Source organism: Sinorhizobium meliloti, assembly GCF_017876815.1.
Taxonomy (GTDB): domain Bacteria; phylum Pseudomonadota; class Alphaproteobacteria; order Rhizobiales; family Rhizobiaceae; genus Sinorhizobium; species Sinorhizobium meliloti.
Genome location: NZ_JAGIOS010000002.1, coordinates 1366151 through 1391195, shown reverse-complemented (window position 1 = coordinate 1391195; position 25045 = coordinate 1366151). Strand labels below are relative to the sequence as shown.

The 25045-nt window shown below is 56.3% G+C and carries 14 protein-coding genes and 6 pseudogenes; 9 read left to right on the top strand and 11 right to left on the bottom strand.

Features of this window, described 5'->3' with window-relative positions:
• Position 1 precedes the first annotated feature (1 nt).
• The gene (locus JOH52_RS25410) at positions 2-502 is read right to left on the bottom strand and encodes an acyltransferase (protein ID WP_013850911.1); all 501 of its coding nucleotides are present in this window, start codon (positions 500-502) and stop codon (positions 2-4) included.
• A gap of 391 nt (positions 503-893) precedes the next feature.
• A pseudogene (locus JOH52_RS25405) lies at positions 894-1511 on the bottom strand (integrase core domain-containing protein); the annotation flags it as partial.
• A gap of 232 nt (positions 1512-1743) precedes the next feature.
• On the opposite strand from JOH52_RS25405, the gene JOH52_RS25400 reads away from it, so the two are divergent.
• A complete protein-coding gene (locus JOH52_RS25400) occupies positions 1744-3954 on the top strand; it encodes an Ig-like domain-containing protein (RefSeq protein ID WP_017271967.1) in 2211 nt (736 codons plus the stop codon).
• A 116-nt stretch (positions 3955-4070) separates the two neighbouring features.
• Here JOH52_RS25400 and JOH52_RS25395 read toward each other — a convergent pair whose 3' ends face one another.
• Positions 4071-4754, bottom strand: coding sequence for a sugar transferase (locus JOH52_RS25395; protein ID WP_017271966.1), 684 nt, complete (start codon positions 4752-4754; stop codon positions 4071-4073).
• Positions 4755-5553: 799 nt separating this feature from the next.
• Positions 5554-5922 (bottom strand): glycosyltransferase family A protein, encoded by a 369-nt coding sequence (locus tag JOH52_RS25390; RefSeq protein WP_127657776.1) that lies wholly within the window; start codon positions 5920-5922, stop codon positions 5554-5556.
• 499 nt (positions 5923-6421) lie between these two features.
• Here JOH52_RS25390 and JOH52_RS25385 point away from each other — a divergent pair, with 499 nt between their 5' ends.
• The 4 genes from JOH52_RS25385 (at position 6422) to JOH52_RS25370 (ending at position 12184) form a co-directional block, all read left to right on the top strand.
• Positions 6422-7978 (top strand): GumC family protein, encoded by a 1557-nt coding sequence (locus JOH52_RS25385; RefSeq protein WP_017271965.1) that lies wholly within the window; start codon positions 6422-6424, stop codon positions 7976-7978.
• A gap of 48 nt (positions 7979-8026) precedes the next feature.
• Positions 8027-8821 carry a CpsD/CapB family tyrosine-protein kinase gene (locus tag JOH52_RS25380; protein WP_127657775.1) on the top strand — a complete coding sequence of 265 codons (795 nt, stop codon included), beginning with the start codon at positions 8027-8029 and terminating at the stop codon, positions 8819-8821.
• 345 nt (positions 8822-9166) lie between these two features.
• Positions 9167-9901 (top strand): right-handed parallel beta-helix repeat-containing protein, encoded by a 735-nt coding sequence (locus JOH52_RS25375; protein ID WP_234833891.1) that lies wholly within the window; start codon positions 9167-9169, stop codon positions 9899-9901.
• A gap of 1011 nt (positions 9902-10912) precedes the next feature.
• Entirely contained in the window at positions 10913-12184 is a 1272-nt protein-coding gene (locus tag JOH52_RS25370) for a right-handed parallel beta-helix repeat-containing protein (RefSeq protein WP_017272707.1), read from the top strand.
• A gap of 332 nt (positions 12185-12516) precedes the next feature.
• Here JOH52_RS25370 and JOH52_RS25365 read toward each other — a convergent pair.
• Together JOH52_RS25365 and JOH52_RS25360 are read right to left on the bottom strand one after the other, a co-directional pair.
• A pseudogene (locus tag JOH52_RS25365) lies at positions 12517-12672 on the bottom strand (integrase core domain-containing protein); the annotation flags it as partial.
• A gap of 141 nt (positions 12673-12813) precedes the next feature.
• Positions 12814-13266 (bottom strand): annotated as a pseudogene (locus tag JOH52_RS25360) (transposase); the annotation flags it as partial.
• A gap of 79 nt (positions 13267-13345) precedes the next feature.
• Here JOH52_RS25360 and JOH52_RS25355 point away from each other — a divergent pair.
• The 4 genes and pseudogenes from JOH52_RS25355 to JOH52_RS25340 form a co-directional block, all read left to right on the top strand.
• Positions 13346-13959: pseudogene (locus JOH52_RS25355) on the top strand (IS5/IS1182 family transposase); the annotation flags it as partial.
• 140 nt (positions 13960-14099) lie between these two features.
• On the top strand, positions 14100-15635 hold the full coding sequence (locus JOH52_RS25350; RefSeq protein ID WP_017272709.1) for an O-antigen ligase family protein: 1536 nt from the start codon (positions 14100-14102) through the stop codon (positions 15633-15635).
• Between the two features lie 170 nt (positions 15636-15805).
• Positions 15806-15928, top strand: a pseudogene (locus JOH52_RS35265) (IS110 family transposase); the annotation flags it as partial.
• Positions 15929-16062: 134 nt separating this feature from the next.
• Positions 16063-18222 carry a glycosyltransferase gene (locus tag JOH52_RS25340; RefSeq protein WP_017272711.1) on the top strand — a complete coding sequence of 720 codons (2160 nt, stop codon included), beginning with the start codon at positions 16063-16065 and terminating at the stop codon, positions 18220-18222.
• An 82-nt stretch (positions 18223-18304) separates the two neighbouring features.
• Here JOH52_RS25340 and glf read toward each other — a convergent pair whose 3' ends face one another.
• From glf to JOH52_RS25315, 5 genes and pseudogenes are all read right to left on the bottom strand, one after another.
• Positions 18305-19411, bottom strand: coding sequence for a UDP-galactopyranose mutase (gene glf, locus JOH52_RS25335; protein ID WP_013850922.1), 1107 nt, complete (start codon positions 19409-19411; stop codon positions 18305-18307).
• Positions 19412-20431 carry a glycosyltransferase family 2 protein gene (locus JOH52_RS25330; protein ID WP_017272712.1) on the bottom strand — a complete coding sequence of 340 codons (1020 nt, stop codon included), beginning with the start codon at positions 20429-20431 and terminating at the stop codon, positions 19412-19414.
• Positions 20432-20766: 335 nt separating this feature from the next.
• Positions 20767-21907, bottom strand: a pseudogene (locus JOH52_RS25325) (IS256 family transposase).
• 665 nt (positions 21908-22572) lie between these two features.
• The gene (locus JOH52_RS35260; protein ID WP_234705606.1) at positions 22573-23037 is read right to left on the bottom strand and encodes a hypothetical protein; all 465 of its coding nucleotides are present in this window, start codon (positions 23035-23037) and stop codon (positions 22573-22575) included.
• Between the two features lie 230 nt (positions 23038-23267).
• Positions 23268-24515 (bottom strand): rhamnosyltransferase WsaF family glycosyltransferase, encoded by a 1248-nt coding sequence (locus JOH52_RS25315; protein ID WP_014530609.1) that lies wholly within the window; start codon positions 24513-24515, stop codon positions 23268-23270.
• Between the last annotated feature and the right edge of the window lie 530 nt (positions 24516-25045).

Below are 25045 nucleotides of genomic sequence, written 5' to 3'. Positions count from 1 at the left end.
TTCATCCCCCTAGGGAACAAGTCTCGATTTCATTGTCCCTGACGCGTCCGATGACCCTGGCCGGTACGCCGGCAACGATCGCGTAATCCGGTACATCCCTGGTCACCACCGCTCCGGCGCCGACTTGCGCGGCCTCTCCGATCGTCACGCCCGCGAGAATAGTGGCGTTGCTGCCGATAGAGGCGCGACACTTGACCAACGTCGGGACAACAACCCAATCGCTCTCCGACTGAAGTCCTCCGTCCGCATTCACCGCGCGCGGGAAAAGATCGTTAGTGAACATGACCCCGTGACCAATGAAGACGCCCTCTTCGAGCGTCACTCCCTCGCAGATGAAGGAATGGCTGGAGATCTTGCAATTTTTTCCAACCGCGGCCTTCTTCTGGATTTCCACGAAGGTTCCGATCCGCGTGCCGGCTTCTACTATACAACCATAGAGGTTTACGAGCTCCGGGTGATAGATGACTACACCGTCATGCAGCGTGACATCGGACGCAATCATGCTGCAAAGTTCCCGTTGAGTTGTTTTTGTTGATTTGAAACCACGACCGGCATGGCCACCGAGGTTCCTGTTCGCCTGGCAATGTCTCTTTCAACAAGAGAATACTTTTCAATCTCAGAGTAAACGAAAGAGAATTCAGTACTGAGCGCGCCAAAAGACGTATCTCCTTACCTAGTATTAAGGAGCCAAACCACTGTCCTACTTTGCATTGGTGGGGCCGCCATTCCGCCAAAGTTAGGACTAGCAAGGAGAGGCACGGCCGGCAGTGTTCTGATGCACCATCTACTGTGCCACGTGGCGGAATTGCGGAGCGCGGCTTTCGCGGGACATCAAGGGAAATATCAGCGTTGCGACTGCTCGTGTATCCGCATGACCTTTCGATCGGCGGTAGTCAGATAAACCCCATAGATCTCGCTGCTGCGGTGACCTGCCCCTGAACTTTCATCAAACGGCGATTAGAGCCTCGGTTTTCGAATACGCCAATTGTCGCGGCGGGAGCAACCGGCGGAAACGCGTAGCCCTCATCTTGCGCAGCGTTGGAGCCGGTTGCGGTGATGGTCCCGGCATAGGCTGCCGGGATCTAGTATCTAAACGACCAGTGCGGTCGGAAAGTATTGTAATCGTTGACCAAATAGCGAATGGCGCTGCGAGCGTGGCCGAGCCCGAGAACAGGCTATCGTTCAACAGCTCGTCGCGCATTCACCCGTTGAAGGATTAGACATAGCCGTTCTGCATCGACTTTGTCGGCGCGATATAGTGCCACTCGACCTTGTGATCCTTTGACCAGGCGAGGGTCGCGTTCGAAGTCCATTTCGTGCCGTGGTCAGAGACGATGATGCCCGGCTTGCCCCGCTTCGAGGAGCATCGTCAGCTCCCGCGTGACGCGACGCCCGGAGATCGAAGTTTCGGGGGTCCCTGCCAGCATTCGCGCATCAGGTCGGTTCTCGCTGTAGTGCAGCCGCAGACGACGACCGAAATAAGGATGCCAGCGATGGTGGACGACAGCTTCTCGCCCACCACCGGCAGAATGTACGCCAAATGGATGATCCCACTTTCAGCAATTATGCCGGCGATCCCCCACGTATAAGTGTTTTCCTCTGTCGGTGGATGATCGAGAGTCCGGTCCCCCGAAAGATGCAGTGTCCCGGAGGAACAGCCGCTGTATAAGTAAAGTTTTCAAGCATCGACTGCATTCGGCAGCCGAGAAACTGGTTTTTATAACCCCATAGCCGAAGACGCCGATGCCGGCATTGTCGAGTTGGGGAGGCAAGAAATTGTCCAAAGGCCTGGTACTGATCTGGGCGACGATTTTAGGTGCGATGTTTGCTTGGTTCCCCTCGGGGGATTATGCGCCCCCCGTTGTTTCCTGGGTTGCCCCCTCGGCGGATAGCAGGGATGTAGATCCCGATGCCGCAATCATGGTGACCTTTGGCGATGGAATAGATTCTGCTAGCGTCAGGATAAATTCATTCTGGCTGTCAGCGGCGAACGTAACGGTCGAGGCGAGTGCCATTTACGACGAGCGGAACCGCTCCGTGGTGCTTTCGCCCGCCATACCACTGGCGATCTCTACCAAATATATGGCGGCCGTTGCCGTGGACGCGCGCGACAACGCCGGCAACCCTCTGACGCTCAGCCGCCGTTGGTCATTCACGACGAGGCGTGATCTTGAACAAGGCTACGGAGGCCAAATACTGATCATTGCCTCCGCGAGCCAGCCTTTCACCAAATATTACAGCGAGATTCTGCGAACTGAAGGCATTGGCTCGTTTGAGTCCATCGAGCTTTCGCAGGTTACCGACCAACTGCTCGACCGCTTCAGTCTCGCCATCCTGGGTGAGATGCGGCTCAGCGAGGCACAAGCGGCGATGTTTTCGAGCTGGGTCCAAAGAGGTGGCGATCTGATCAGCATGCGCCCCGACAAGAAGCTGGCGCTGCTTCTGGGACTGAAGTACCGCGGCGCATCAATGAACGACGGTTACCTACTGATCGACACGGCGGTGGATCCCGGGCGCGGCATCACAAGTAAGACCATCCAGTTCCACGGCGCGGCGGATTTATACACGCGGAGTGAAGGTGTGACCGAGATCGCCCGACTCTACCGCGATGCTTCGAGCGCGACGCTCTATCCGGCTATTACGCTTCGTCAGATTGGCGAAGCCGGAGGCCAAGCGGCGACGTTCAGCTATGATCTCGCCCGGTCCATCGTGTACACGCGCCAGGGCAATCCCGCTTGGGTCGGAGATGAGCGTGACGGAAGTCCGGTCATCCGGCCTACTGATCTGTTTTTTGGCGCCAAGAAGGGTGATGAGCATCCCGACTGGAATGACCTTGACCGAGTCGCCATTCCGGTGGTTGACGAGCAGCAGCGGCTGCTCGTCAACTTGATGAACCTTATGCTTGAGGGCAAGGCGCCGCTGCCGAGACTGTGGTACTTCCCTAAAGGCCACAAGGCGGTTCTGGTGATGACGGGCGACGATCATGGGACCAGAAAGGGAAGCCGGAAAACATTCGATGAGCTCAAGGCAAATGAGCCCAGGGGGTGCTCACTCGTCGACTGGGAATGTTATCGCGCGACCTCCTGGATGTACACGACGTCCGGTTTGACGGCGGAGGAAGCCCGCGCCTATGCCGCAGCGGGCTTCGATATCGGTGTGCACGTCAACACCGGGTGCAAAAATGTCGAGCCGCCGGAATTTTCCGGGATCTTCAGCCGCGAGCTTCACGACTTCCGCGCCAAATATCGCGACTTGCCTGCCCAGACGGGAAGCCGCACGCATTGCTTGCCGTGGAGCGAATGGGCTGGCACGCCGAAGGTGGAGGCACGGTACGGCGTTCGTATGGACCTGAACTACTACCACTGGCCCCCCTCATGGATAAAGGACCGTCCCGGTTTCATGACCGGGTCCGGCCTGCCAATGCGTTTTGCCGATCTTGATGGGACTATGATTGACGTTTACCAGTTGCCCACGCATCTGGTGAACGAGAGCGGAATGAGCTTTCCGTCGGCCATCGAGGCGCTACTCGACCGGGCGCTTGGGCCTGAAGGCTACTATGGCGCATTCGGGACCCATTACGATTTCACTGACGATTTCGACAGGCAGTTGACGGCTGCGGCAAAAGCCCGCGGTGTCCCCCTGGTTTCGGCGCGGCAGTTGCTTGACTGGACGGACGGCCGCAACAATTCCCATTTCGCGCATATCGCCTGGAGCGGTAGCGTCCTCACCTTTGACGCTTTCGCCGACCCGAGAACCGGAAAGATGCTTCGCGGAATGGTCCCGGCAAGAAGTGGAGGGATCGAGATTTCGGGGATCACCCGCGGCGGAATGCCAGTGGACTACAAGACCGAGACCATTAAGGGCGCCGTGTACGCAATCTTTCCTGTCGAGAGCGGCACATATGGTGTGTCGTATGGCCACAGCCAAACCGCCGATGCAAATCCTGCCGAGTGAATTTCGTCATTCGAACGCAAATGGGCATATGGAGGATATTGCCCAACCATCAGCGCCCGACAAACTGACTACGCCAACTCCGATAGTCACCGCCGTCCGCAGAGGTAAAATGCCGCTTACACGCCTGTTCCCTGAAGCACCACAGCAGGTGTCTTCGAGAGGATCCACAGATCCAGGCTGAACGACATGATTCCGGCATAGCGGTTATCATGGACCGCCCGCTCTGCAAATGTGCAGTCGTTGCGTTCACTGATCTGCCAGAGCCCCGTTATTCCGGGACGCATGGTGAAATAAGCCGTCCCAGGATAGTACTGCCGCTGGTCCGGCATCATCGGTCGTGGACCCACGAGGCTCATATCACCAACAAATACGTTCCAAAGCTGCGGCAATTCGTCGAAGGAATACTTGCGCAGATACTTCCCGACGTGGGTGATGCGCGGGTCGTCCCGCAGTTTTTGGTTGCTGTCCCACTCCGTTCGGGCATCGGGGTTTGCCTCGAGATATGCCCGCAGTTGCTCATCCCCATTTGGCACCATGGTTCGAAGCTTCCAGAGCTTGAAGGTCTTCCCGTTCTTCCCGAGACGCTGCTGGCAATAGAGGACGTTTCCACCATCGAGGCAGATAAGCAGAGCGAGGATGCCAACGATCGCCAGCGCAAAGGGCGCCAGCACCGTTGTGACCAACAGATCGAAACTGCGTTTGACCGATGTGGCATAGACCGGCCGCGACGTTGTGGACGCGCCGCCATATACGCCAGTTGTGGCGATGCGGTGCAATTGTTGTTTGGAATTTTGCGACATGGGCCCCTCCATGGAGGCGGTAAAACCGCCAACAAGCGCAGGGGGTGGCATCGCCCGTTGCACGCCTATATTCGTGCCGGAACTTCTATCGATTGAAAGAAAAGTAATTGTAATACACGCTAACACGGTCTCCCTGCGCCGAGCGCAATATTAGAAAATATAGACTACGATCTTCAATACACTCATGTTATACAATTCGATCTAGATCGAAAGACCTAAATAGGCTAGATATCGACTTCAGGACTTCCGCATTTTCCGGGTACCGAACAATCTTGCAGTGTCTCTATGAAGTGCCAGGCAAAACATCAAACTGGCGCGATAGAGACGCACCCGCGTGAGGCATTTGAGGGCGAGCAATCGGTTGTGGAGACCTGACAGCCGATCCGTGCGCAGGATGGTCAGAGCCCCACAGAGGGGCGACGCGCCGACGAGGGCGGATGTGATCAGCCATTGAAGCCTGGCCATCCAGTCTGTCCCGAGTTTGCGAAATTCGTGGGCGACATGTCGGTCCCATCGCTGTGCCAACTCGCCGAAGGATTTGCATGAAGACGTTATTACTTTGGCCCCGGGGAAACAGACCAACCGATAGCCTTTGCGCCGTCGCGCGCATCCCCCAATCCGTGTCTTCCATCGTCGAAATTCCGCCGTGGGGCCGACCGCCCGCAACACGCGCCTGCGGACTGCAATGTCCCCGGTTGCGGCGAAACCTTGGCGTTCGACAAAAAGACGGGTGCGATAGCTATAGATACTTTCATAAGGCTTCGATTTGCGGCCGGCCGATCCGGTCGGTCATCAGAATTCAAATGCCTCCAGCGATCAGATCAACATCGGGGAGCTGTCCATGAGATGGAGGCCAGCTTGACTGGACCACGCAGTCGGCATCGACAAAAGTGAGCAGTTCCGCCTTGGCCACCAACGCGCCGCGATTGCGCGCCGGGTCTGGCCCGGGATTGGGCTCGCGCTCCAGGCGGACGCCTTCAACTTGTGAGCACACAGCCACCGGGTTCTTCGAACGAGTCATTGTCCACCACGATGATGTCGCATGGGACGCCTTCTCCTCGCCGTGCGTCGAGCGCAGCCAGCCACTAGAGTAGATTGTCGGGCTTGTTGAAGGTGCGGAATGACGAATGACGACGCTCAGCTGCGCTGGAGCATGAATGGAAGGCATTGAAAATCTCGCCCGGATAGCGAAGACGTACCAAGGAGGACTCTTTGCATCGAGCGACGGCTACCATCGCCGCTTCTGCACATGCTGACTGACGCAGGTCCCCAATGAAGAGCATGGTCGCGCCCACGAAGATTGGAAGGTTTCGAGCCTTCTCAAACTTGGAGGAGCTTCGGCTAAGCCTTACCGGATCATTTCCTCATTCGACTTAGTCGTGAGGCACGGTCCTTCCACCTTTCGAGGGATGCGGCTGCCAATTCGCCCTCCATTGGCTAGACCGGCTCGACGGCCACATCTGCGCACGTCACGCCGATGTCTAAAGCAGTCGGCTCTCTCAGAAGCCGGTGCATGACGATGGCATCCTGCCTAGCCAAAAGAACTAGCTCCGGCAAAGAGCGGTGCAGGACCCTCCACCAATTACGATCTACCCCAGCAGTCACAAGGGCTTGAGAATGGGCATCAGGCGAAGAGGGTCGATTTTTCAATTTCAGGTCTGTTCAAGATGAATGGCGCGGATGTGCGTTTCTACACTTCGATTCTCATGAGAAGATCGCCCTATCTGGCGGCGATAACTGCCGCGGTTTTGGCGATTGCCGTGGCCGTAGCATTCGTACTGCCGCCCGTTTATCGTGCGAGCGCTAAGATACTGGTGGAGGCACCCCAGATCCCCGCGGACCTTGCGCGATCCACGGTGGCGATACAGGCTGTTCAGCAATTGCAGATCATTCGGCAAGAGATCACGACACGCAACGATCTTCTCAAGCTGGCTGATAAACTGGAAATCTACGCGCCGAGCAAGGAGCCTCCGGCTGACGAGGATATCGTCAACGACATGCGCTCCCGCATCACCTTCGAGGAGATCGTATTGGGTGCACCCGATGGCGGGCCGACCGCTTCGGTGTTCAGCGTCGCATTCGCGGCAGCCGAGCCGGTGCTGGCGGCAGAGGTAGCCAACGAACTCGTCGACCTAATCTTGTTCAAGCAACAGCAGCAGCGAACCGGCCGCGCCGCCGAGACAGTGCAATTCTTCAATCAAGAGGTCGCAAGGCTCGGTTTGGATTTAAACCTTATCGAAGCCGAAATTCTCAAGTTCAAGAACGAGAACTCAGACACTCTGCCTGACAGTCTCGAGTTTCGGCGTAACCAGCAAACGAGCCGTCAGGAGAGGCTGATCTCCCTGGAGCGCGAAGAATCCGATTTGCTCGGTAAGCGGAGCAGTCTGGCCGAAAGTTACGCGTTGACGGGCCAGTTGCCCGATGGCGAAGCTGCGACACCGGAGCAGCAAATGCTCCTGCAGCTCAACCGCGCGCTCGCCGATCAGCTTGCAATCTTTTCGGAAACGAGCCCCAACATCCTGGCACTGCGCAGGCGGATCACGTCATTGCAGGAAACACTTCAAGGTCGACAAGCACAGGAAGCCCAAGCATCGAGCAAGAAGAAGAGGCATTCCACGTTCGACCTCCAGGTTTCTTACATCGACGAGCGCTTGCGAGCGATCGCGCGAGAGAGGGCTGCCATAACGGAAAGCATTGGCGCTCTGACGAAGTCAATAACTGCCACCCCCGCCAGCGAAACCGTTCTGAATTCCTTTGAGCGGAACCGCGCCAATCTGCAGACGCAATACAATACAGCAATCGCCAGGCGCGCGGAGGCATTGATGGGCGAAAAGATCGAGAAACGGTCCGACGGGGGCCGCTTCTCCATCCTTGAACGCGCGACTCCTCCTGAGTCTCCAGAGACGCCAAAACGTTTTCGCATCGCGCTGATGGGCGCAGTCGGTGGGGTGGGTCTTGCCGTGGCGTTCGTCGCCTTGCTCGAGTTTCTCAACGGAACGATTCGGAGACCCGTTGAGCTCGCGAGCATGCTTGGCCACAAGCCGATTGCCACCATCCCGTATATTTCGACGGCTGAGGAGAATCGCTTCGCCATCAGAAGGACCGTGGCAGCGGTGCTTCCCGCAGCAGCTGTTCCGGCATTGTTGACTGCTATTCATTACCTTTATTTGCCGCTCTCGGTTATGGCCCAGAGTGCCTTTGGGTGGCTTGCCGCAATGGGTTAGCGGCGGAAACGTCGGGTTAGCCCCCTATGTGATTTAGAGGCGTGACACATGGAACATTACGATGCATCCCAGCGGGAGCTTCCCAGGCCGGAACTGCTGGGCGAGCAGACGCTTCTCGCATGCCCGCGTGCCGGAACCGAAACCATTTGGGAGCGGTTGCCGCCATTGCGAACCGATGCGCGACGCCTTGCCCTCAATCGTATTGTCACCACTACCAGCCGGCCGAACCCGGCGCATGCGGCGTTTGATATAATCCGAACAAAGCTGCTGCAGGAGTTAACGCAGCACAATTGGACCACCGTTGGGATCACGTCTCCAACGGCCGGCTGCGGCAAGACTGTTGTAGCGCTGAACCTGGCCTTCAGTCTTGCCAATCAGAAAGAATGCCGCACAATTTTGGTCGACCTCGACCTTAAACGTCCGCAGCTCGCCAACACGCTCGGCATCGAGGCTCCCCAACCCCTTGCGAGATTCTTAATGGGGGAGATCGACATTAGCGATGTCTTTCTGCGTCATGGCAACAATCTCGCGATCGGCGCCAACAAGCAAACGGTATCGTTTTCGGCGGAGCTTCTGCAAAGCCGCGAGACGGTGAGAGTACTTGAAGAAATGCGTCAACGGATGAGTCCGCACGTCATCCTGTTTGACATGCCGCCTATGCTTTCCAATGACGACGTCTTGGCATTCCTTCCCCACGTGGATTGCGCAATCCTCGTCGCGGCAGCCGAGCAAAGCACCCTGGATGAAGTCGATGTCTGCGAGCAGGAACTCTCCGAGAGGACCAACGTGCTCGGCGTCGTCTTGAACAAGTGCCGATTCAGCCCAGAAAAGTACGGCTATTGAAGCGCCGGCGGCCGCGCCTCCCATCGTGCCGACGTTGATGCAGACCAAGGGAAACGAAAAGGGATCCGGCATGCACAAGGTCCTGATTGTATACGGCACGCGTTCCGAAGCGATCGAAGTAGCTCCGCTTATCCGCGAGATCGAGCGGTCGTCCCAACCTAGGTTATTTCGGCGTGCCTATGGCAGGACGGACATAGTCTTTGAATTTTGTTGATTCGGAAGGCGCCAGTGACCGTATTAGTCAATACCCTGGTAGCGCTCACTTATTTAGCTGGCGTTGTAGATCCCAGGACAAACGCTATATCACCCCAACTCCTCGCGGGTGGGGAGAAAGGGATGCTAGCGATGGCAAGCACCTTTCCTAATGCAACGGATACGGGCGTTCCGGCCGGCACAACTCTGACAGAATACACCGGACCGATGACCATTACAGAGAACGGGACCGTGATCGATGGCATGATCATCAACGGACCCCTCCGTGTCATGGCTGACGATGTGGTGATCAAAAACAGTGAGATCACGTTTGATTCGACTTGGGGCGTCGATGCCGAGGGCGCGAACAACTTCACCATCCAGGACAGCGATATCGTAGGGCCAGGCTCCTCCGGTGACAGCAACTCGGCTATCCTCGGCAGCGGGACCTTCCTGCGCAACGATATCTCCCAAGTCGAGAACGGTATCACGTTGACAGGCGGTTCAAGCGCGGTGAAGGGGAACTACATCCACGATCTCGAAGACAGCGCTTCCGATCCGCACTATGACGGCATTTCGGTGCAGGGTGGCCAGGACGGCGTTCTGATCGAGGGTAATACCATCCTCGCGCGCGACACGTCGGCTGTGTTCATCAAGAACGATTTTGGGGCAATTAATGACGTCAATGTAACCAACAATTTTCTGGGCGGAACTCCCGGGTATGACATCTACGTAGACGGCAGAGCTAATGGCGGTCCGATTACGAACGTTTCCATCACCGACAACCACCTTTCGATGGGGGGGTACGGCTACTACTCAGTAGACAACGCCTCCCCCACAATTTCAGGCAACACCGAGCTTCCGGCGGGACCTCACCGGGTGAGATAAGCGGCGGAGACGTTCCGGATTGGACGACGATCAATCCGTCCAAATTTGCCGCAGATCCGCAATTGCATGTCAAATCACTAGCGTTGCCTAGTCGGCAATCTGGATAATGGCAGAGGATCCGAATTTCCCGCGGTACAGTAGTCAAAAAAGCTTTCCGGAGCGGCTTGTCCAACGGCCGCGCCGTTCTTGTTGCACTGATGCGGTAACCACGACTTCCTCTATTGGAAACTTCCGATGGCACTAAGTTGATCTCTAGCCGTTTGCCCGGCGCATGGCTCGCCATGTGGAATCTCCCGGCCTAAATAAGCGTGCCATCTGTCTCCTGGTCGTGTCCAACCGCATGGCGTAGCTCGGCAATTGCAGATGATTGGCGGGCGCCTTCGAGCAGACAACACTCCAAACCCCTACAGCCAATCGCGGCTCCCTTCCGAGCCACCTCGTGCGGATCGAGGAGATCATTGAAACGACCTTGGCTTTGTTTGTCTCTATAAGGTCGCCCGCCGTGGCACGCGGATCTTCCCCGCCCATGCCGGAGAGAGCGGCAATCCGTCAGTTACATCGCTCCCGGACTGCCAAATCATCGACCTGGCGAAGAAAAATTTTTTATTTGTCCACAACAAAAGCGTGACCAACCCTCTCGCCCACGCTTCTTTTTGTGCTCATCGGCACGTGCGCCACCAGCACACATGGCACTAATTTCATTAAAATAATTAGTCATATTTAATATATCCCATTCGGGCTTGTGGCCGAAATGTGGCATCCGAAACGGTCCTATCTCATGGAGATGGTTAATTATTGTTGCCCTAGACGCGCCATTTTTCGTCTCTAGAGCCGCTTTCGGCGTATCAAGAAGGTATTAGCCGAACTCGCACAAAGGTGCTTCAAGCACCAATCAGTTTAGGGGTAGGGGCGAGAAAGAAAGGTACTTCGAAAGTGACAATAACAACATATCCTAATGCAACGAATACGGGCGTTCCGGCCGGCACAACTCTGACAGAATACACCGGACCGATGACCATTACAGAGAACGGGACCGTGATCGATGGCATGATCATCAACGGACCCCTCCGTGTCATGGCTGACGATGTGGTGATCAAAAACAGTGAGATCACGTTTGATTCGACTTGGGGCGTCGATGCCGAGGGCGCGAACAACTTCACCATCCAGGACAGCGATATCGTAGGGCCAGGCTCCTCCGGTGACAGCAACTCGGCTATCCTCGGCAGCGGGACCTTCCTGCGCAACGATATCTCCCAAGTCGAGAACGGTATCACGTTGACAGGCGGTTCAAGCGCGGTGAAGGGGAACTACATCCACGATCTCGAAGACAGCGCTTCCGATCCGCACTATGACGGCATTTCGGTGCAGGGTGGCCAGGACGGCGTTCTGATCGAGGGTAATACCATCCTCGCGCGCGACACGTCGGCTGTGTTCATCAAGAACGATTTTGGGGCAATTAATGACGTCAATGTAACCAACAATTTTCTGGGCGGAACTCCCGGGTATGACATCTACGTAGACGGCAGAGCTAATGGCGGTCCGATTACGAACGTTTCCATCACCGACAACCACCTTTCGATGGGGGGGTACGGCTACTACTCAGTAGACAACGCCTCCCCCACAATTTCAGGCAACACCGAGCTTCCGGCGGGGACCTCACCGAGTGAGATAAGCGGCGGAGGCGTCGGGGCCGGCCTCGCCCCGGACGATGCTACATCAGCGGGAATCACAAACTCCCCAGCAAGTGGCACCATCGAACCTACAGTTGAAAGTACGTCTTCCTCTATCGGCGAAGAAGCTTCCACGACTAGTGGCGGGACTACCGTGCAAGAAGTTACATCGGCAGACGAGTTGACGGGCGGAAGCACGTCCACGGAGGATGATGGCATATCGTCCGGAGTTCCGTCAGGCGCATCGACCGGTGAAACCGCTTCAAATGGCAGTGGCAGTTCTACTCAGCAGGAGCCGCACGTCGCGGGGTCGACGACCGCGCCTGATCCGAACGATACCAATGCGAACACTTGGCTGAGCGGTGTTGATCACGTCGTGTTCGACAAGCTGTCGAACGGTGCCAACAAGCATGATGCTGTCGACACTGGCAGGGATGCGGCGGCCCCTACCTGGGCCTCCACTGACAAAGCTGCTGGCGCGTATTCCGAGGAGGAATTCTCCACTGCAGCATCGGCTGACGATGCGACGACGGCATCGGATGACTACACGGCGCACCAGTTCGACGGTTTCACCCACAACCACTCTTTTGCAAATTGGGACTTCGCCGCTTAAGAACTGGGAACTGCGGGAGCTTGTCCGCCTCACTGGCGGGCAAGCTTCATCGAGCGGCTGCGGACGGTGCAGATGGCCGTCGAGGCTTGGCGTATGGAAATAGCCGGGCAGATCATAATCAATGGCGACTGGATGAAGTGCGCGTCCGTATCTCCTCCCGCCGCGGCCGGAGGAGATACGTGGCATCTCGGTGCCCCAACTTCAGTAACATTCCTGGGTGAGGCAATAGGGGGGTCAATTCCTCGCTTCGCTTGACATACCCCGCCGGATCGCATGCCGATCAGCAAAGACTATTCCTTTCAACGACATAAACAGGTGGATGTTATGAAACAGTAGCCGCGGCGCCAGATTGAAAGCGCTGATCGAGCATGGTTCAGAGATGAGAACAGGGTTTCATTCAAGAACGCGTCTCGCAGCCGACCATTGAAGCTCTCGAGGAAGGTGTTCTGGAGAGGCTTGCCAGGAGCGATGCAGTGCCAATCCACCTTGGTTCGCTGACGATCATCGTCGGTTTGCCGCTCCTAATAACCGGCCGAGCTCACGGGCAACACCCAGGCCCGGATCATGTCCCAGGAAGTGGTATAGGTGGCGGCTTTGGTCCCCGCGTTCTCCGGCATGGGCCGGGATGATCAGCGCGCCACGGCTGGCAGGCTGTCGACCGGATCATCGCTCATCTGGCTCATGGTTTCCACCGTTCTATAGCCGGCGCGTGGACGACCCTTTCGCCGTTCTGCTCGAGCAGGATCGCGCCGGCGAGGCGGACGAGGGTGTCATCATTGGGGAAGATGCCGACGACCCCGGTCCTGCGCTTGATTTCGCCGTTGAGGCGCTCGATCGGGTTGGTCGAGTGCAGCTTGACGAGGTGCTCCTTCGGGAAGGTCATGTGGACGAGAACGGCTCTCTCGGCATCATCCACGAGTGGCGGCGAGCTTGAGGACCTCCGGCCGGATCTGGTCGGCGACGGCGCGCCATTGAGCGGTGGCGGCTCTGGCGTCTCCTGGGCGAGGCGGGGCGATGAAGGCGGAGACGATACGCCGGCCGCTCTTGCCGCCGTGGGCAAGAACCTTGCGCATGAAGTGGACCCCGGGGCTGTTGATGAAGTGCTATCTATCTGATTCCATTATTCCATTGAGTATCCGTTGATTCTCTGGAGCCTCCCCGATGCTCGGCCGTAAGGAACGCGATCAGCTTGTACGTGTGCGGCACTTTTCGGGATCTCCTCCCTAAAGAAGTATGAGCTCTCTGCGACGGGATTTGGTCGACCCGGCATTGATCCGGAAGTTGCAGTCCGGTTGATGCTTGCATGACCGCCGGTTGATACGCGAGGCTCAAGTTAGTATCGCTATTTCGCTGCTCCCCCGGACCATTCGTCGTTGACCCGTATCCGTCAGCGCTGGGGTGCAGAACGTTTCCGAACTATTTTTGAGCGGACGGTAAAGGTCTGCGTAGCGGCCAAAGTCAACATTGGTGAGGTCGTTCATGTCGACGCCTCACTCATCCGGGCCGACGTCAGTTGGGAAAGTCTTGCGGCCCGCCATATAGATGCGGTCACCGACGCCAACGAAGCCGCTGAGAGCGAGAAAAAAACCGCAAAACAGGCAAATACAAGAAAGTCTGAGTCACCGACCCTGCCGCGTGTCGCAGGTATGGAGCAAAGCGCGATCGAAGCGGTTATTCCGGCAAATGCAGAGCCAATCCCTAGCCCTGTGCCTATGCACCGTTTTCGTTACGACGCCAAGCACGATACCCTTAAATGTCCGCGCGGCAAGATGCTGAAGGCGGGCCGTGCCGGCATGGGCGGCACGCTTTCGATCGGTCAAATGGAGGGGGCTAACTCGACCTTTTGCCAAGCTGATCGCGTATTTCTACATCGATATGATTTCAATATTTCAATCTAGACCTGCTGAGGAGCGCAATGAAGATTGTAGCACGCGCAGCGGAAGCTCCATTGGATCCGCTCACTTCAGGGACGGCCGCCGAAATGCGTCCGCGCGCCAGCAGATATGGCCTGCGCTCCAGCCACCGCTCGGGGACGCTGCAGTCGAAAACGGGATTGCGTCTGCCGGTAGCTATTTTCCTCATTGGTCTCGTCATTCCATGGGTAATCCCGTTGGGCACATTCAACCTGTCGGTCTACCGATTTGTCCTCGTCGGCACGCTTCCTCTGTCGCTGATCATGTGGGTGCGCGGCAAGGCCGGCCGCATCAGAGTTCCCGATATTGGATTTATCCTATTCTCCCTTTGGGTCGGCATAACCTTAGTTGCCGCTCATGGCATTGACTCTGCAGTGGAACCGGCCGGAATACTATTCATAGAAACAGTTGGCGCGTATTTTCTCGGGCGTTGCTTTATAAGGTCTGCAGGAGATTTATACAAAATGACTCTGCTTTGGGCAAAAGTGGTGATTCTTTTGTCGCCATTTGCTCTGTACGAGTGGATCTCTGGCAGTAAGCCAATTCTTACGGCGTTGAGCGCGATCTTCCCCACGGTTGAAATCACCACGATGGGCCCGCGATGGGGTTTCTGGCGAGTTCAGGGCCCGTTCAGTCATCCGATCGAATTCGGTCTTTTCTGCGGGAGCCTTCTTGCGGTCGCCTATGTCATATTGGGCCGTCGCAGAGGTGTTTTGCGCTGGCTGTTGCCAGCGGCGGTCGGTGCCACAGCCTTTCTGTCGATGTCGTCGGCACCTATTGCAGGCTTGATGATCCAGACCGCCCTGACAGGGTGGAATTGGTTCCTCGGAAAAATCAAGTATCGGTGGAAGATCCTGTGGGGACTTGCTTTTATTGCCTATCTTGTCGTGGAGTTCGGATCCAACCAAACGCCGGTAAAATTCTATATCTCCCATTTTACGTTTGACGCACAGACGGGCTGGTATCGTCTAGCCATATGGGAGTTCGGATCAGCTTCAGTACTTAACCATCCCATCTTGGGTATCGGTCTCACTGAGTATGCACGCCCGTCATGGATGGGATCTGCCAGCGTCGACAATTTTTGGCTTCTCATTGCGATCCGGCACGGGATTCCGGCAGTCGTTCTGATGTTGGGCTCCTGCCTTTGGCTAACCGGCGCGATGGCCTTCAAGAAGGGACTTGACGAGAAAGAGGATACCTTTCGGCTCTCTCTTCTCATAAGTTTGATGGCCCTCTTTTTTGTCGGATGCACCGTGCACTTCCACGGTGCGACCTACGTATGGTTGATGTTTCTATTGGGGAGCAGTGTCTGGACATTGGACGCAAGCCCTGGCGAGAAGAGCTTGGCGGACTCGTCAGTGGAAAACTTCGTAGTAAGAGGTCGAGGATTACCCGGACGACCTCGGCCTCGCATTGATAACCCCAGGTGCGACGTCCTTACCGGCAGCGCCGATCATCCGATCAACAGAATTGACGACTTGTTGCCGTGGAACATCGCACCGGAGCCGCGACTTGATAATTTTCGACTTTATTCTTGAGGTGATTGGCTACACCACCGCCTGCTCGTGTTGCCGCCCATCACCCTCGGGAAGGTGCGCGTGCAATCGATATCCTCGACCGAGATAGGCTTTAACTGGCTGGATTTAATGCGTCCCCCATGGCTCACTGATCTGCCTATGGCAGGATGGATTGGTTTGATCCCGTGGGTACCGACGCGGCGGATGCGGAGAACATCTGCGAGGTTGTCGCGCTGGCGACCATGCGGTTCGTTCCGGTCAAGAGCGCCGAGCAGCAGGCCGGTGCCAGGGTGTCGAAGACGCGCGATCTGGTATCAACGAAGTGGCGCTCGCACGCTCTCGCAAAGATGATGTGCGGAAGATGATGTGCGGAAATCGCCAATGACGATTGGAAGGGCGTGTATCGCTGCCGCGAAAAGCACAGCTCAGGATTGAGGAGCTACGTTCAATGCTAATGACAGGTATGGAGGAGCGGCTGCCGAGACTCCTCTTCTTTAGGTCACTGCGCAACGGCATGCCGCAATTCCTGAAGGTGCATGTAACCGAGCAGAGTAGGTGCCTCAGCCAATTTTTTGAGGTAATCGAATTACCTCCGGTTGGAGATTACGACGAAATCTGCGATCGAGTCGAACCAGATCTTGTATTGCTCGAGTCTGGCGTCGATTCAGGGAAACGGAACATCCGCAATGTTTCTGCTCACCCGCAAACGCCCAAACTGGGTTTACTTCTGGCCGACGCACTCGACGCAGCAAGAGCGACGTTTATCGCCGACATGGCCGAATGGGGGGTCGAGACCTTTTTTACGCACTCTGTTTCGTTGGGTGAGTATACTCCCGAAATTTCCGATCGCCTTTATACTTGGCCCAACTTTGTCGACCCCACAATTTTTCGCGACTATGGGCTTGAAAAGAATGTACCGGTCCTAATCACAGGTAGTCAGATCGGGTTTTATCCATGGCGGAACGCAATTTCACGCATCGTGTCTGCACGGTACCCTACAATGATATGCCCGCACGGGGGATGGAACGCGCAGTCCGGTACCTCACAAACCATGTTCGGTGAAAGCTATGCTCGACTGCTTAATGCCGCAACGTTCGTGCCGGCCTGCGGCTCAGTAACCCGGGACCTCGTCCGAAAACATCTGGAGATCCCAGCAACCGGGGCATGTCTCGTAACTGAACGCACTGCGGCACTGGAGAAAATTGGCTTTCGTGATATGGAGAACTGCGTGTTCGCCACGCCTGAAGACATTGTCGGGAAACTCGACACGCTGCTCGCGGACGACGAGCAATTGCACCGTATTATAAAGGCCGGGCATAACCTGGTTCACAATCATCACACCATGGCCCACAGACGCCAGATTAGAGAGTGGTTCGATCTTAGCTGCCAGCTCAAAGCAGGCGAGACAATCGTGCAGGAGAGCCCTGCAGGCGGATTGCGAATAGTACCTGGTCCTGTCAGCCAGGCCAGTTACCAGGTAGTTGGCGGGGGCCTGGATCGATTGTTGCTCAGAAGGGGCTGGGAGCTAATCAGTACTTCTGCGTTAGATGCTGCGGAGGAGAGTTTCCTACGCTGCCTGAACTTCGCAATCATTCCCGAGGCCCTTGTCGGTCTCGGCTATTGTCAGTTGCTTCAAGGGAGCGTTGAGAACGCCCAAAACAGCATTAAAAGATGGCTCGACATCATCTTTCTGTATCACGAATGCAAGGATCCAGATCCTGTCGCATGGGCAATGTGGATCAGGGTTGCGCTCTGTTGTGGACATGTCGATGCAGCAATGGAAAGGGCATCGCAGTTCCGCCACCTCAGCCACCGAGAACTCGACCGCATCCGCACCGTTCTCGGGTTGGATGACACGGAAATTTCCAACAGCAGTAACAAACGGCCATCCATCGCACCAACACCAACTCTCGGGGAGTCTGAATGGCGAGGGCAGTTAACGATGATGCTACGAGCATGCGGCCAGGACGCGTTAGCGTCGTCGATCCAAGCTGGCAATCTATCAAGCTCGATTTCCGTAATACGAGCCGGCAACAAACCTCACTCCCTCGAGAACGCAAGGGCCACGAGGGCAGCTATTAGCGTGCTTGTGAAACAGGCCAAGATGAGACTGGGTGCTTGGAGGAAGCGCCTTACCGAGAACGATTGGACCTTGCATGTCGACAAGGTCACCACGTGCGAACCGGCGGTACGCGCTGTAATTTTAATGCCTTCGCCACTGAACCTCGGTCAACGATCTTTCAGACGGAGTCTGAGAAACAGTCCCTGGCGCCCAAAATTAGTTGAGGTTCGCGTTAGCGGAGTCGCTCAAAAAAAGTACGAATTTGCGTTTCGTCCTGGCGATCTTGTGTACGTCACAGGAAAGGCCGCTCGTCTGGTCGATCTGACCAGACTCCCGGATTCTGCTGGTCTGGTTTTTGTCGATGGTTCGAATTCGAGGGGCGGTCAGAAACTGATGGAGGCGCTGATTGCCAGCGGCGAATTTGCCATGGTCCTGCACGATTGCGCCGATAAGATTGGTTATGCCACGTTCCGACGCTTAACGCCTCAGCTCGCGTGGGATGAAGGAATGCTCGGCGACATCCCGAGCGCGGTCGCGATCCACTAAGGTCAATCGGGGACCTGAGAACTGCGGCATTGGGTGACTCTATTACATATGCGATGTTCGCCTTCTGGTTCGGTCTAAAGCGCTATGGAACCGTCATAACAGCAGCACATATACGCCGAAAGGTGCTGAGCGCCTGACCCACGACCTGATCCATGTTGTAGTATTTATAAGTGGCAAGACGTCCCACGAACCACACGCCAGGGGTGGCAAGTGCTAGGCGTTCGTACTTCTTGAACTGCTCTTGGTTCGCCGCGTTCGGAACCGGGTAGTACGGATCACCGTCGCTTGAGGGGTATTCATACGTGAGCGTCGTCTTTGGATGCTGCTGCCCTGTAAGATGCTTGTATTCCGTAATGCGAGTATAGTCATTTGTCTGCGGATAATTAACGACTGCGACTGGCTGGTGCCAAGGTTGGTCGCGCGTGACGTGTTCAAACCGAAGCGATCTGTACGGCAGCCGGCCGAAACGGAAGTCGAAGTATTCGTCGATTGGGCCAGTGTAAATTACACGTCTATGCGGCACGTAGTCCTTAACGTCACGATAATCAGTCTTGGTCATTATATGAATATTGTTACTGCGTAGCATATTTTCAAATAGGCGATTATAACCGTAAAGAGGCATACATTGATATTCATCCCCAAAGTATAGATCGTCACGATTGGTGCGGATTGGCACCCGAGCGGTGACCGACTTGTCAAGTTCTGAAGGGTCGAGCCCCCACTGCTTGCGCGTATACCCCTGAAAAAACTTCTCGTAGAGTTCTCGACCGACAACCGATACCACCACATCTTCCGACGTGCGCAGAGAGTCCACCTTCTCCGCGCGAGCTTTGAACCATTCCGCCAATTGCTCGGAGTTGAGGTTAAGCCCATAGAGCTTATTGACCGTATCAAGGTTGATCGGGATAGGTACAAGCATGCCGTCTACTTCGGCGAGTACCTTATGTGCGTAAGGCCGCCACTCAGTAAACAAAGACAGGTAGTCGAAAATTTGTTTCGAGTTGGTGTGGAAGATGTGCGGCCCGTACTGATGGACGATTATCCCATCATCGTTGTAGCGGTCGTATGCGTTTCCACCAACATGGCTTCGCCGGTCAATTAGGAGAACCCGTTCGTTGCGGACAGACGCGAAGCGCTCCGCAAGAACGCTTCCCGCAAACCCGGCGCCAACAATCAACCAATCATACATCTATTTCATACCTTCAGGTTCAGGAGAAAACGGCCGCGTCGTCGGCTCGCGTTTTGACCTGACGTCCAAGTAGCTACTGCGGGCGGCCGGAAGGCGAATTTTGGACTTATAGCAGAAGGTAAATCCCGACAGTCCTGCAAACAATATCTGCGCCCGAAGCGAGAACGGAACTTTGGTTGCCGACATTTGAGAAAGCTGTGAAACGATATATCGCGCGGCCTTCAGCACTCCCAAAGGTCGAGAGGCTAAGTAGGCCACTTCATTGCGAATACCGTACCGGTACTTCCAGACATTCTTCGCACTAACATCGCCGAAGTGGACACCTGTATTCTGAGGTATGTCGTGGACGACTAGGCTGTCAAGAATGACAAACCCCGGACATCTTTCCGCAATTCTCCCTGAGAATTCAACGTCGTCCAGCCAGATAAAGAACTCGCGAACGGGATAACCAACCAAGGAGACAGCTCGGGCATTAACAAGGACAGAAACGAAAGAACACTGGTTGACACGGACATAAGGACTTTCCGGAAGGTAATAGCGACTCCAATCCCCCGTAGCTCTTGGAATATTCATTTCACATACTTCTCCGTCTTTCCATCGTACGTTAGAGCAGACGAAGCCAGGCTCAGTGCTGACGCTCTGCTCCGCTGAAGAGACGGGCAACTTTTCAGTCAGTGCATCAAATCCGCGTACAAGTTTCTCAAGCGCATCATGGTATGCCACACAATCGTCATCCATAAGCCAAATTAAATCAGCGCCGCGTTCATAGGCTTCCTCAATGCCTTGTGCAAAGCCGCCTGCCCCACCTTCGTTCTTTTCCATATTGACAACGCGTATGGGGTAAGTGCTGTTACATCGTTCAAGCTCTTGAAGGAACTTTGGCGTTCCATCGGTACTTTTATTGTCGACAAGAATTACTTCGCAAATAGGGAAACTCTGCGCCATCACCGCCGCAACAGACTTCTTTAGATAATCAAGGCGGTTGTAAGTTACGATGACAGCGACGACCGATCGTTCCATATCAGAGTGCTCTCAAATGGCGGCGAGACGCCGCATAACCGTTGCCGCCGACGCTTTGCAATTCGATTGCGCAAGAACGCAAAAGCAATCCCGTTTAATTCAGCAGGTTGTCTCGCAGACCGATTTGCAACCCTTAACTTATACCCAAAGCCCACCAGAATCCTAGTTGGACAAATGGACGGCTGATCGACCAATTGAAGTAGGCACTCAAGGAAAACTGCAATCTGAATAGATGGAATGGTTGCCTTTACTCCCACGCGACAATTCTTATCTGATGATCGTGAATCTGGTTGTGTGCGTCAAGTTCTGCAAAATTGGGCGGTCATGCGTGCTGGTCATGCGGCTTGACGGAGTGCGAGTTTCTTGTGCTCTCGCAGGTCGCACGACGTAGGTTCTGCGGCGGATTTCCTCGTTGAGGCGTTCCAGCATGTTGGTGCTCTTGAGGTGCTTGTGATGCTGGCGCGGCAGACGAAAGAAGGTCAGCGTCCATGTTGATGTAGCGATTGGCCTCCATCCAGTTTTCGTGGGTTTCGACGGCGAGCGCGCGGACGAGGCGTAGGCAGCTCTCGGTATTGGGAAAGATGCCGTCTGCTCGATGGTTTCCTCAACCCAGGAGGTCAGGCGCGGATAGCGGACCGACCATTTTCCCAGCCAGGCGGCGAGATCGGCCTTCGCCTCGTCGGGGTCGCGGCGATCATAGAGCCATCGAAGCTCCTGCAGGCAATCGTCGCCATGTTTGCGCGGCAGGTGATCGAGGGCGTTCCTGAGGAAATGCACGTAACAGCGCTGCCAGGCAGCTTCCGGGACCACCTCGCCAATTGCCGCGACGAGACCGGCATGGTCGTCGGAAACCACCAGTTCGACGCCCTTCAAACCGCGCCCTTTCAGCCTGACGAGGAAGTCCTTCGAGGCGCAACGGCTTTCACGGCCGGCCATCTCGACCGACAGGATCTGCCGCCGTCCGTCCCAGTCGATGCCGACAGCGATCAACACCGCCTGGCTCATCACCACACCGGCCTCGCGCACCTTCTCATAACGGGCATGGAGAATCAGGTAGGCAAACGGCTCTTGAAGCGGGCGCTCGGCAAAGGCCTTCAGGCTCTCGTCCAGCCGTTTGTTGATCGCCGAGATCGATGACGCCGAGAAGGCATACATCTCCGCCAAGGTTGCCACCAGTGCCCGCTCGGAGCGCTGATAGCGTTCGAACAATTCGGTGGAGAAGTGCCCCGAGCGATCCTGCGGCACCCGCAGCTCGAGCTTGCCCACCCGCGTGATCAGCGTGCGGCCATAGTGGCCCGAACGGTAGCCGAGCCGCTCCGGCGTGCGCTCGCCTTTCGCAGCTCCCAGCGCCTCGTCCATCTCCGCTTCCAGCACCTCCTGCATCACCGTGCGGATCACCTCGCGCAGCCCATCGGGGTTCGAAAGCAAAATGTCTTTGACGGCGGCGCTGGCTGTCTTACCTTCAGTCTTGGTCATGGTGGCGTTCCTTCCAGGGAATCAGGTGACGTCAACATCACCAGCCTGCCATGACCGCCTCTCTCAGTGAATTTGCAGAACCTTCAGCACACTACCGAATCTGCGGGATGGGACGGACGACAGCAAACGGAAGACGACGAAGCCATCACCGTTCGGACGCGCAGAAGGCGTTCATGTGCCGGGTTGCGGAAATCTGCGCCAAGGCGGGCATCAGCCAGGCGACCTACATCGATTGGAAGAAGAAGTCTGGTCTGCGGCTACTGAGTTAGGCTAACCCAGCTTGTTTTCCAATTCTAACCGGTCGAGAAGCTATATGCCAATCCGCCGCTGTCGATGGCGCCGCATCATTTGTACCACGCGCAAAGCGATGGCTGATGGCGCCCACAAGAGGATGAAGCGGCCGCGAAACCATCCCAAGCCTCTTTCGCCTTGCGAGTGCTCGCCCCGCTGATGGAAGTCCCGAAAGTCCCGAAAGTATCTTGCCTAGGCATTAGTTGACACGCTCCAATGCTTGACGCGCCAAGGTTCTGCGGGCGACCTGTAAAAGCGTGGCGCTGTCGTCCAGCTTGCCGCCACCGCCCGCGAACACGGCCGCGAAGGACTGCCAACGCTGTTTCAGGTCGATAAGTTGGCCGTGTAAGGTGCCTGACTGAAATCTCGTTTATTCATGTTGACGGCGTGGTGGCGGGAGTTACGCCTATCCACACCCACCAAAAAGCCGATCTGGGACACGGCGGATGTCCGCAGGCACATTTCGACGGCACCGGCGTGCGGAAGATCCGCGCGGTCGCCACCGATCGTTCGCAGTACCAATGTCCGCATGGCCACCTCGGGAGAAGCAACCACATTGTACCCCGTGCGGCAACGGTCACGCAGCCAATCAACACCCGACCAGATAATCCAGGTTCTTCCAACGGTGCGGCGCGCAGGCAAACCGCCGCTGAAAAGCGTCTCCGTAGACCGCTCCGACGGATGGCTCTGCAACCAGCAGTTCGGCGGCACGGGTAAGCGCGCCCGGCGTCGTCGCCATCGAGACCATCGTTGTAGGTCGCGATGTGCCCTTTAATCTGCTCGTGCAGGATCAGACGTACGCGTTCGTCGCGGTCCTTGATCGATCGAGCTACGGCAATGCGATCGTCGGTGGACTTGTCATCGACTATGATAACCTCGACTTCGATGCCCGGCTGGTTTCAAGTAACGCTGTCGACGCATTGCCGCAGATAGTGCCCATAATTATAGCACGGGATGACGACACTGACGCGCGGCACACGATCCAAAAGGCAGGGCGCCCTGATCCGCCCTCTTCTCAACTTTACCATCGCCCAGCTGAAGGGATCCAAGGTCGTTTCACCATGAGACACTACGCGCCCAAAGCCCGACGGAATGCGGCGTCGACCGCCGCTCCGGCATCATCCCACGATGCAGACACGACGCTTTCAGCCGCCCGTCTGGAGGTTGCTTCGAAATCCGGCATATTCACCAGCGCTTCCAGTGCAGTCGCGAGCGAGTGAGGCGTGGGAGGAGCATAGCGAATGTGGGGGTTATCCAATACCATGCGATTGTGATCGGCGTCGTTGACGATCGGAATGCAGCCGCACGCAAGCATCTCGAAGGGTACCAGAGAAACGTTCGTCAATGACAGGCTAAGACCAGCAAAGCAGCGGTTATAGATCTCACTAAGCTTGGCTGGCGTTACCAATCCGTGATTCAGAAATTTGAACGGGAGGTGTCCTACTCGTTCACCGAACAAGTGTACCTCCACATCTGGTCGCCGATTTGCGAGCAGTTCAAGCGCCAGCAGACCCAATTCAACCGCGCGGCGCGGGGTGCCAGCTCGAGCATAAAATGCCACTCCCGATCGTTTGGATGACGACTGCCGGCGATATTGGGCCGTATCGCATCCGAACGGAAAGAAGTCGGTCATCATGCCAAACTCATGCGACAGCTTTTCAGCCAGCCAGCGCCCAGCGGTGATACCGTGGAAGCCCATACGGTAAGTGTTCTCGGCTAGTACGCTGTTTGTGCCGGCCGGATAGAAGAACGGCTCGTAGTCCTGGACAAAATAGAACCGCTTTCCAGAACAGCGCGCGTTGTAGACGGCATAAGCCGACGGCCAGGCGGTGGCTACCACCGCGTGAGCGTCCTTCATTCCGGCCCTTACGTCACTTATTTCGCAAGTGATGCCGTAGTAATCCCGCGAAATCCTTTGATAATATTTATGATCACCACCAAATGGATCATACAAATAGACGCGGTTCACATATCCCCTTCGTTCCATGTACTTGATAATCCGGCAAGTCGTCGTATGGCCTCCGGATCCGCGGCCGGATGCTTCCATCACCCAGTTGACTACGATCGGCTCGCCGGGGGCAATCTTCGGAACCACGGTCACCGGGGGGCGCAAAAGATCAGCCGCCATCACGTCCTCGGGAAAGACGGACCAAACCACGCTGCGGGGCCTGATCCAATCCGATGCCTTCAGCCTTACACGACGTACGATTCCTTGGTATCCGTCCTTCGCCAGGATGGCACTGAACTGGCGCGCGCGGCGGCCGAGCTGAAGGCGCGCCGCATTGACAACAGACGCTGCGAGAACAGATGCCGCCATCGCTTCGCGAGCCCCCCAACTTCTTCCCGTCTCGGCGGGCCCATAGTAAGGCGCCGTTCCGGATGAGACGAAGATCAATCCATCCGAACTTGCCGCACAGCCGCAATTACACGTCAAATCACTAGCGTTGCCTAGTCGGCAATTTGGATAATAGCAGGGGAGGCCGCGGGATTGTCGCGTACGCGCGTGACGGTGCTACAATTCCATGCCATTGTCGCTTCAGTTGTTTCACGAATTGAGGTCCTGCCCTGCCGATGGCCTAACTTGCCGGCGGGGGGTGGACGTATGCAGAGAAGATCCGCATCGTCGAGGAAACCTTGCAGGGCTATCGGCACGCGCTGCTGGATGAGGCGTCTTCGTGGGTGAAAGTTTCGAGATTGTTCACCAACCGCTAGCCTGCCCTCGGGCGGGCTTCGGCCCGACCGGGGGATGCCGGCCGGTTCAAGGTCGGCTGGCATCCGTATGAACCCAGCACAAACCGATGCGCAAACGGATTAGGGTAACCTCGACTTCCTCTAATTGAGTAGCCC

Excerpts from the sequence above, each read along its gene's own strand:
- JOH52_RS25410 (WP_013850911.1), bottom strand. The coding sequence starts at position 502 with ATGATTGCGTCCGATGTCACGCTGCATGACGGTGTAGTCATCTATCAC.
- JOH52_RS25400 (WP_017271967.1), top strand. The coding sequence starts at position 1,744 with ATGCCGGCATTGTCGAGTTGGGGAGGCAAGAAATTGTCCAAAGGCCTG.
- JOH52_RS25395 (WP_017271966.1), bottom strand. The coding sequence starts at position 4,754 with ATGTCGCAAAATTCCAAACAACAATTGCACCGCATCGCCACAACTGGC.
- JOH52_RS25390 (WP_127657776.1), bottom strand. The coding sequence starts at position 5,922 with ATGCCTTCCATTCATGCTCCAGCGCAGCTGAGCGTCGTCATTCGTCAT.
- JOH52_RS25385 (WP_017271965.1), top strand. The coding sequence starts at position 6,422 with ATGAATGGCGCGGATGTGCGTTTCTACACTTCGATTCTCATGAGAAGA.
- JOH52_RS25380 (WP_127657775.1), top strand. The coding sequence starts at position 8,027 with ATGGAACATTACGATGCATCCCAGCGGGAGCTTCCCAGGCCGGAACTG.
- JOH52_RS25375 (WP_234833891.1), top strand. The coding sequence starts at position 9,167 with ATGGCAAGCACCTTTCCTAATGCAACGGATACGGGCGTTCCGGCCGGC.
- JOH52_RS25370 (WP_017272707.1), top strand. The coding sequence starts at position 10,913 with ATGACCATTACAGAGAACGGGACCGTGATCGATGGCATGATCATCAAC.
- JOH52_RS25350 (WP_017272709.1), top strand. The coding sequence starts at position 14,100 with ATGAAGATTGTAGCACGCGCAGCGGAAGCTCCATTGGATCCGCTCACT.
- JOH52_RS25340 (WP_017272711.1), top strand. The coding sequence starts at position 16,063 with ATGCTAATGACAGGTATGGAGGAGCGGCTGCCGAGACTCCTCTTCTTT.
- glf (WP_013850922.1), bottom strand. The coding sequence starts at position 19,411 with ATGTATGATTGGTTGATTGTTGGCGCCGGGTTTGCGGGAAGCGTTCTT.
- JOH52_RS25330 (WP_017272712.1), bottom strand. The coding sequence starts at position 20,431 with ATGGAACGATCGGTCGTCGCTGTCATCGTAACTTACAACCGCCTTGAT.
- JOH52_RS25315 (WP_014530609.1), bottom strand. The coding sequence starts at position 24,515 with ATGGCGGCATCTGTTCTCGCAGCGTCTGTTGTCAATGCGGCGCGCCTT.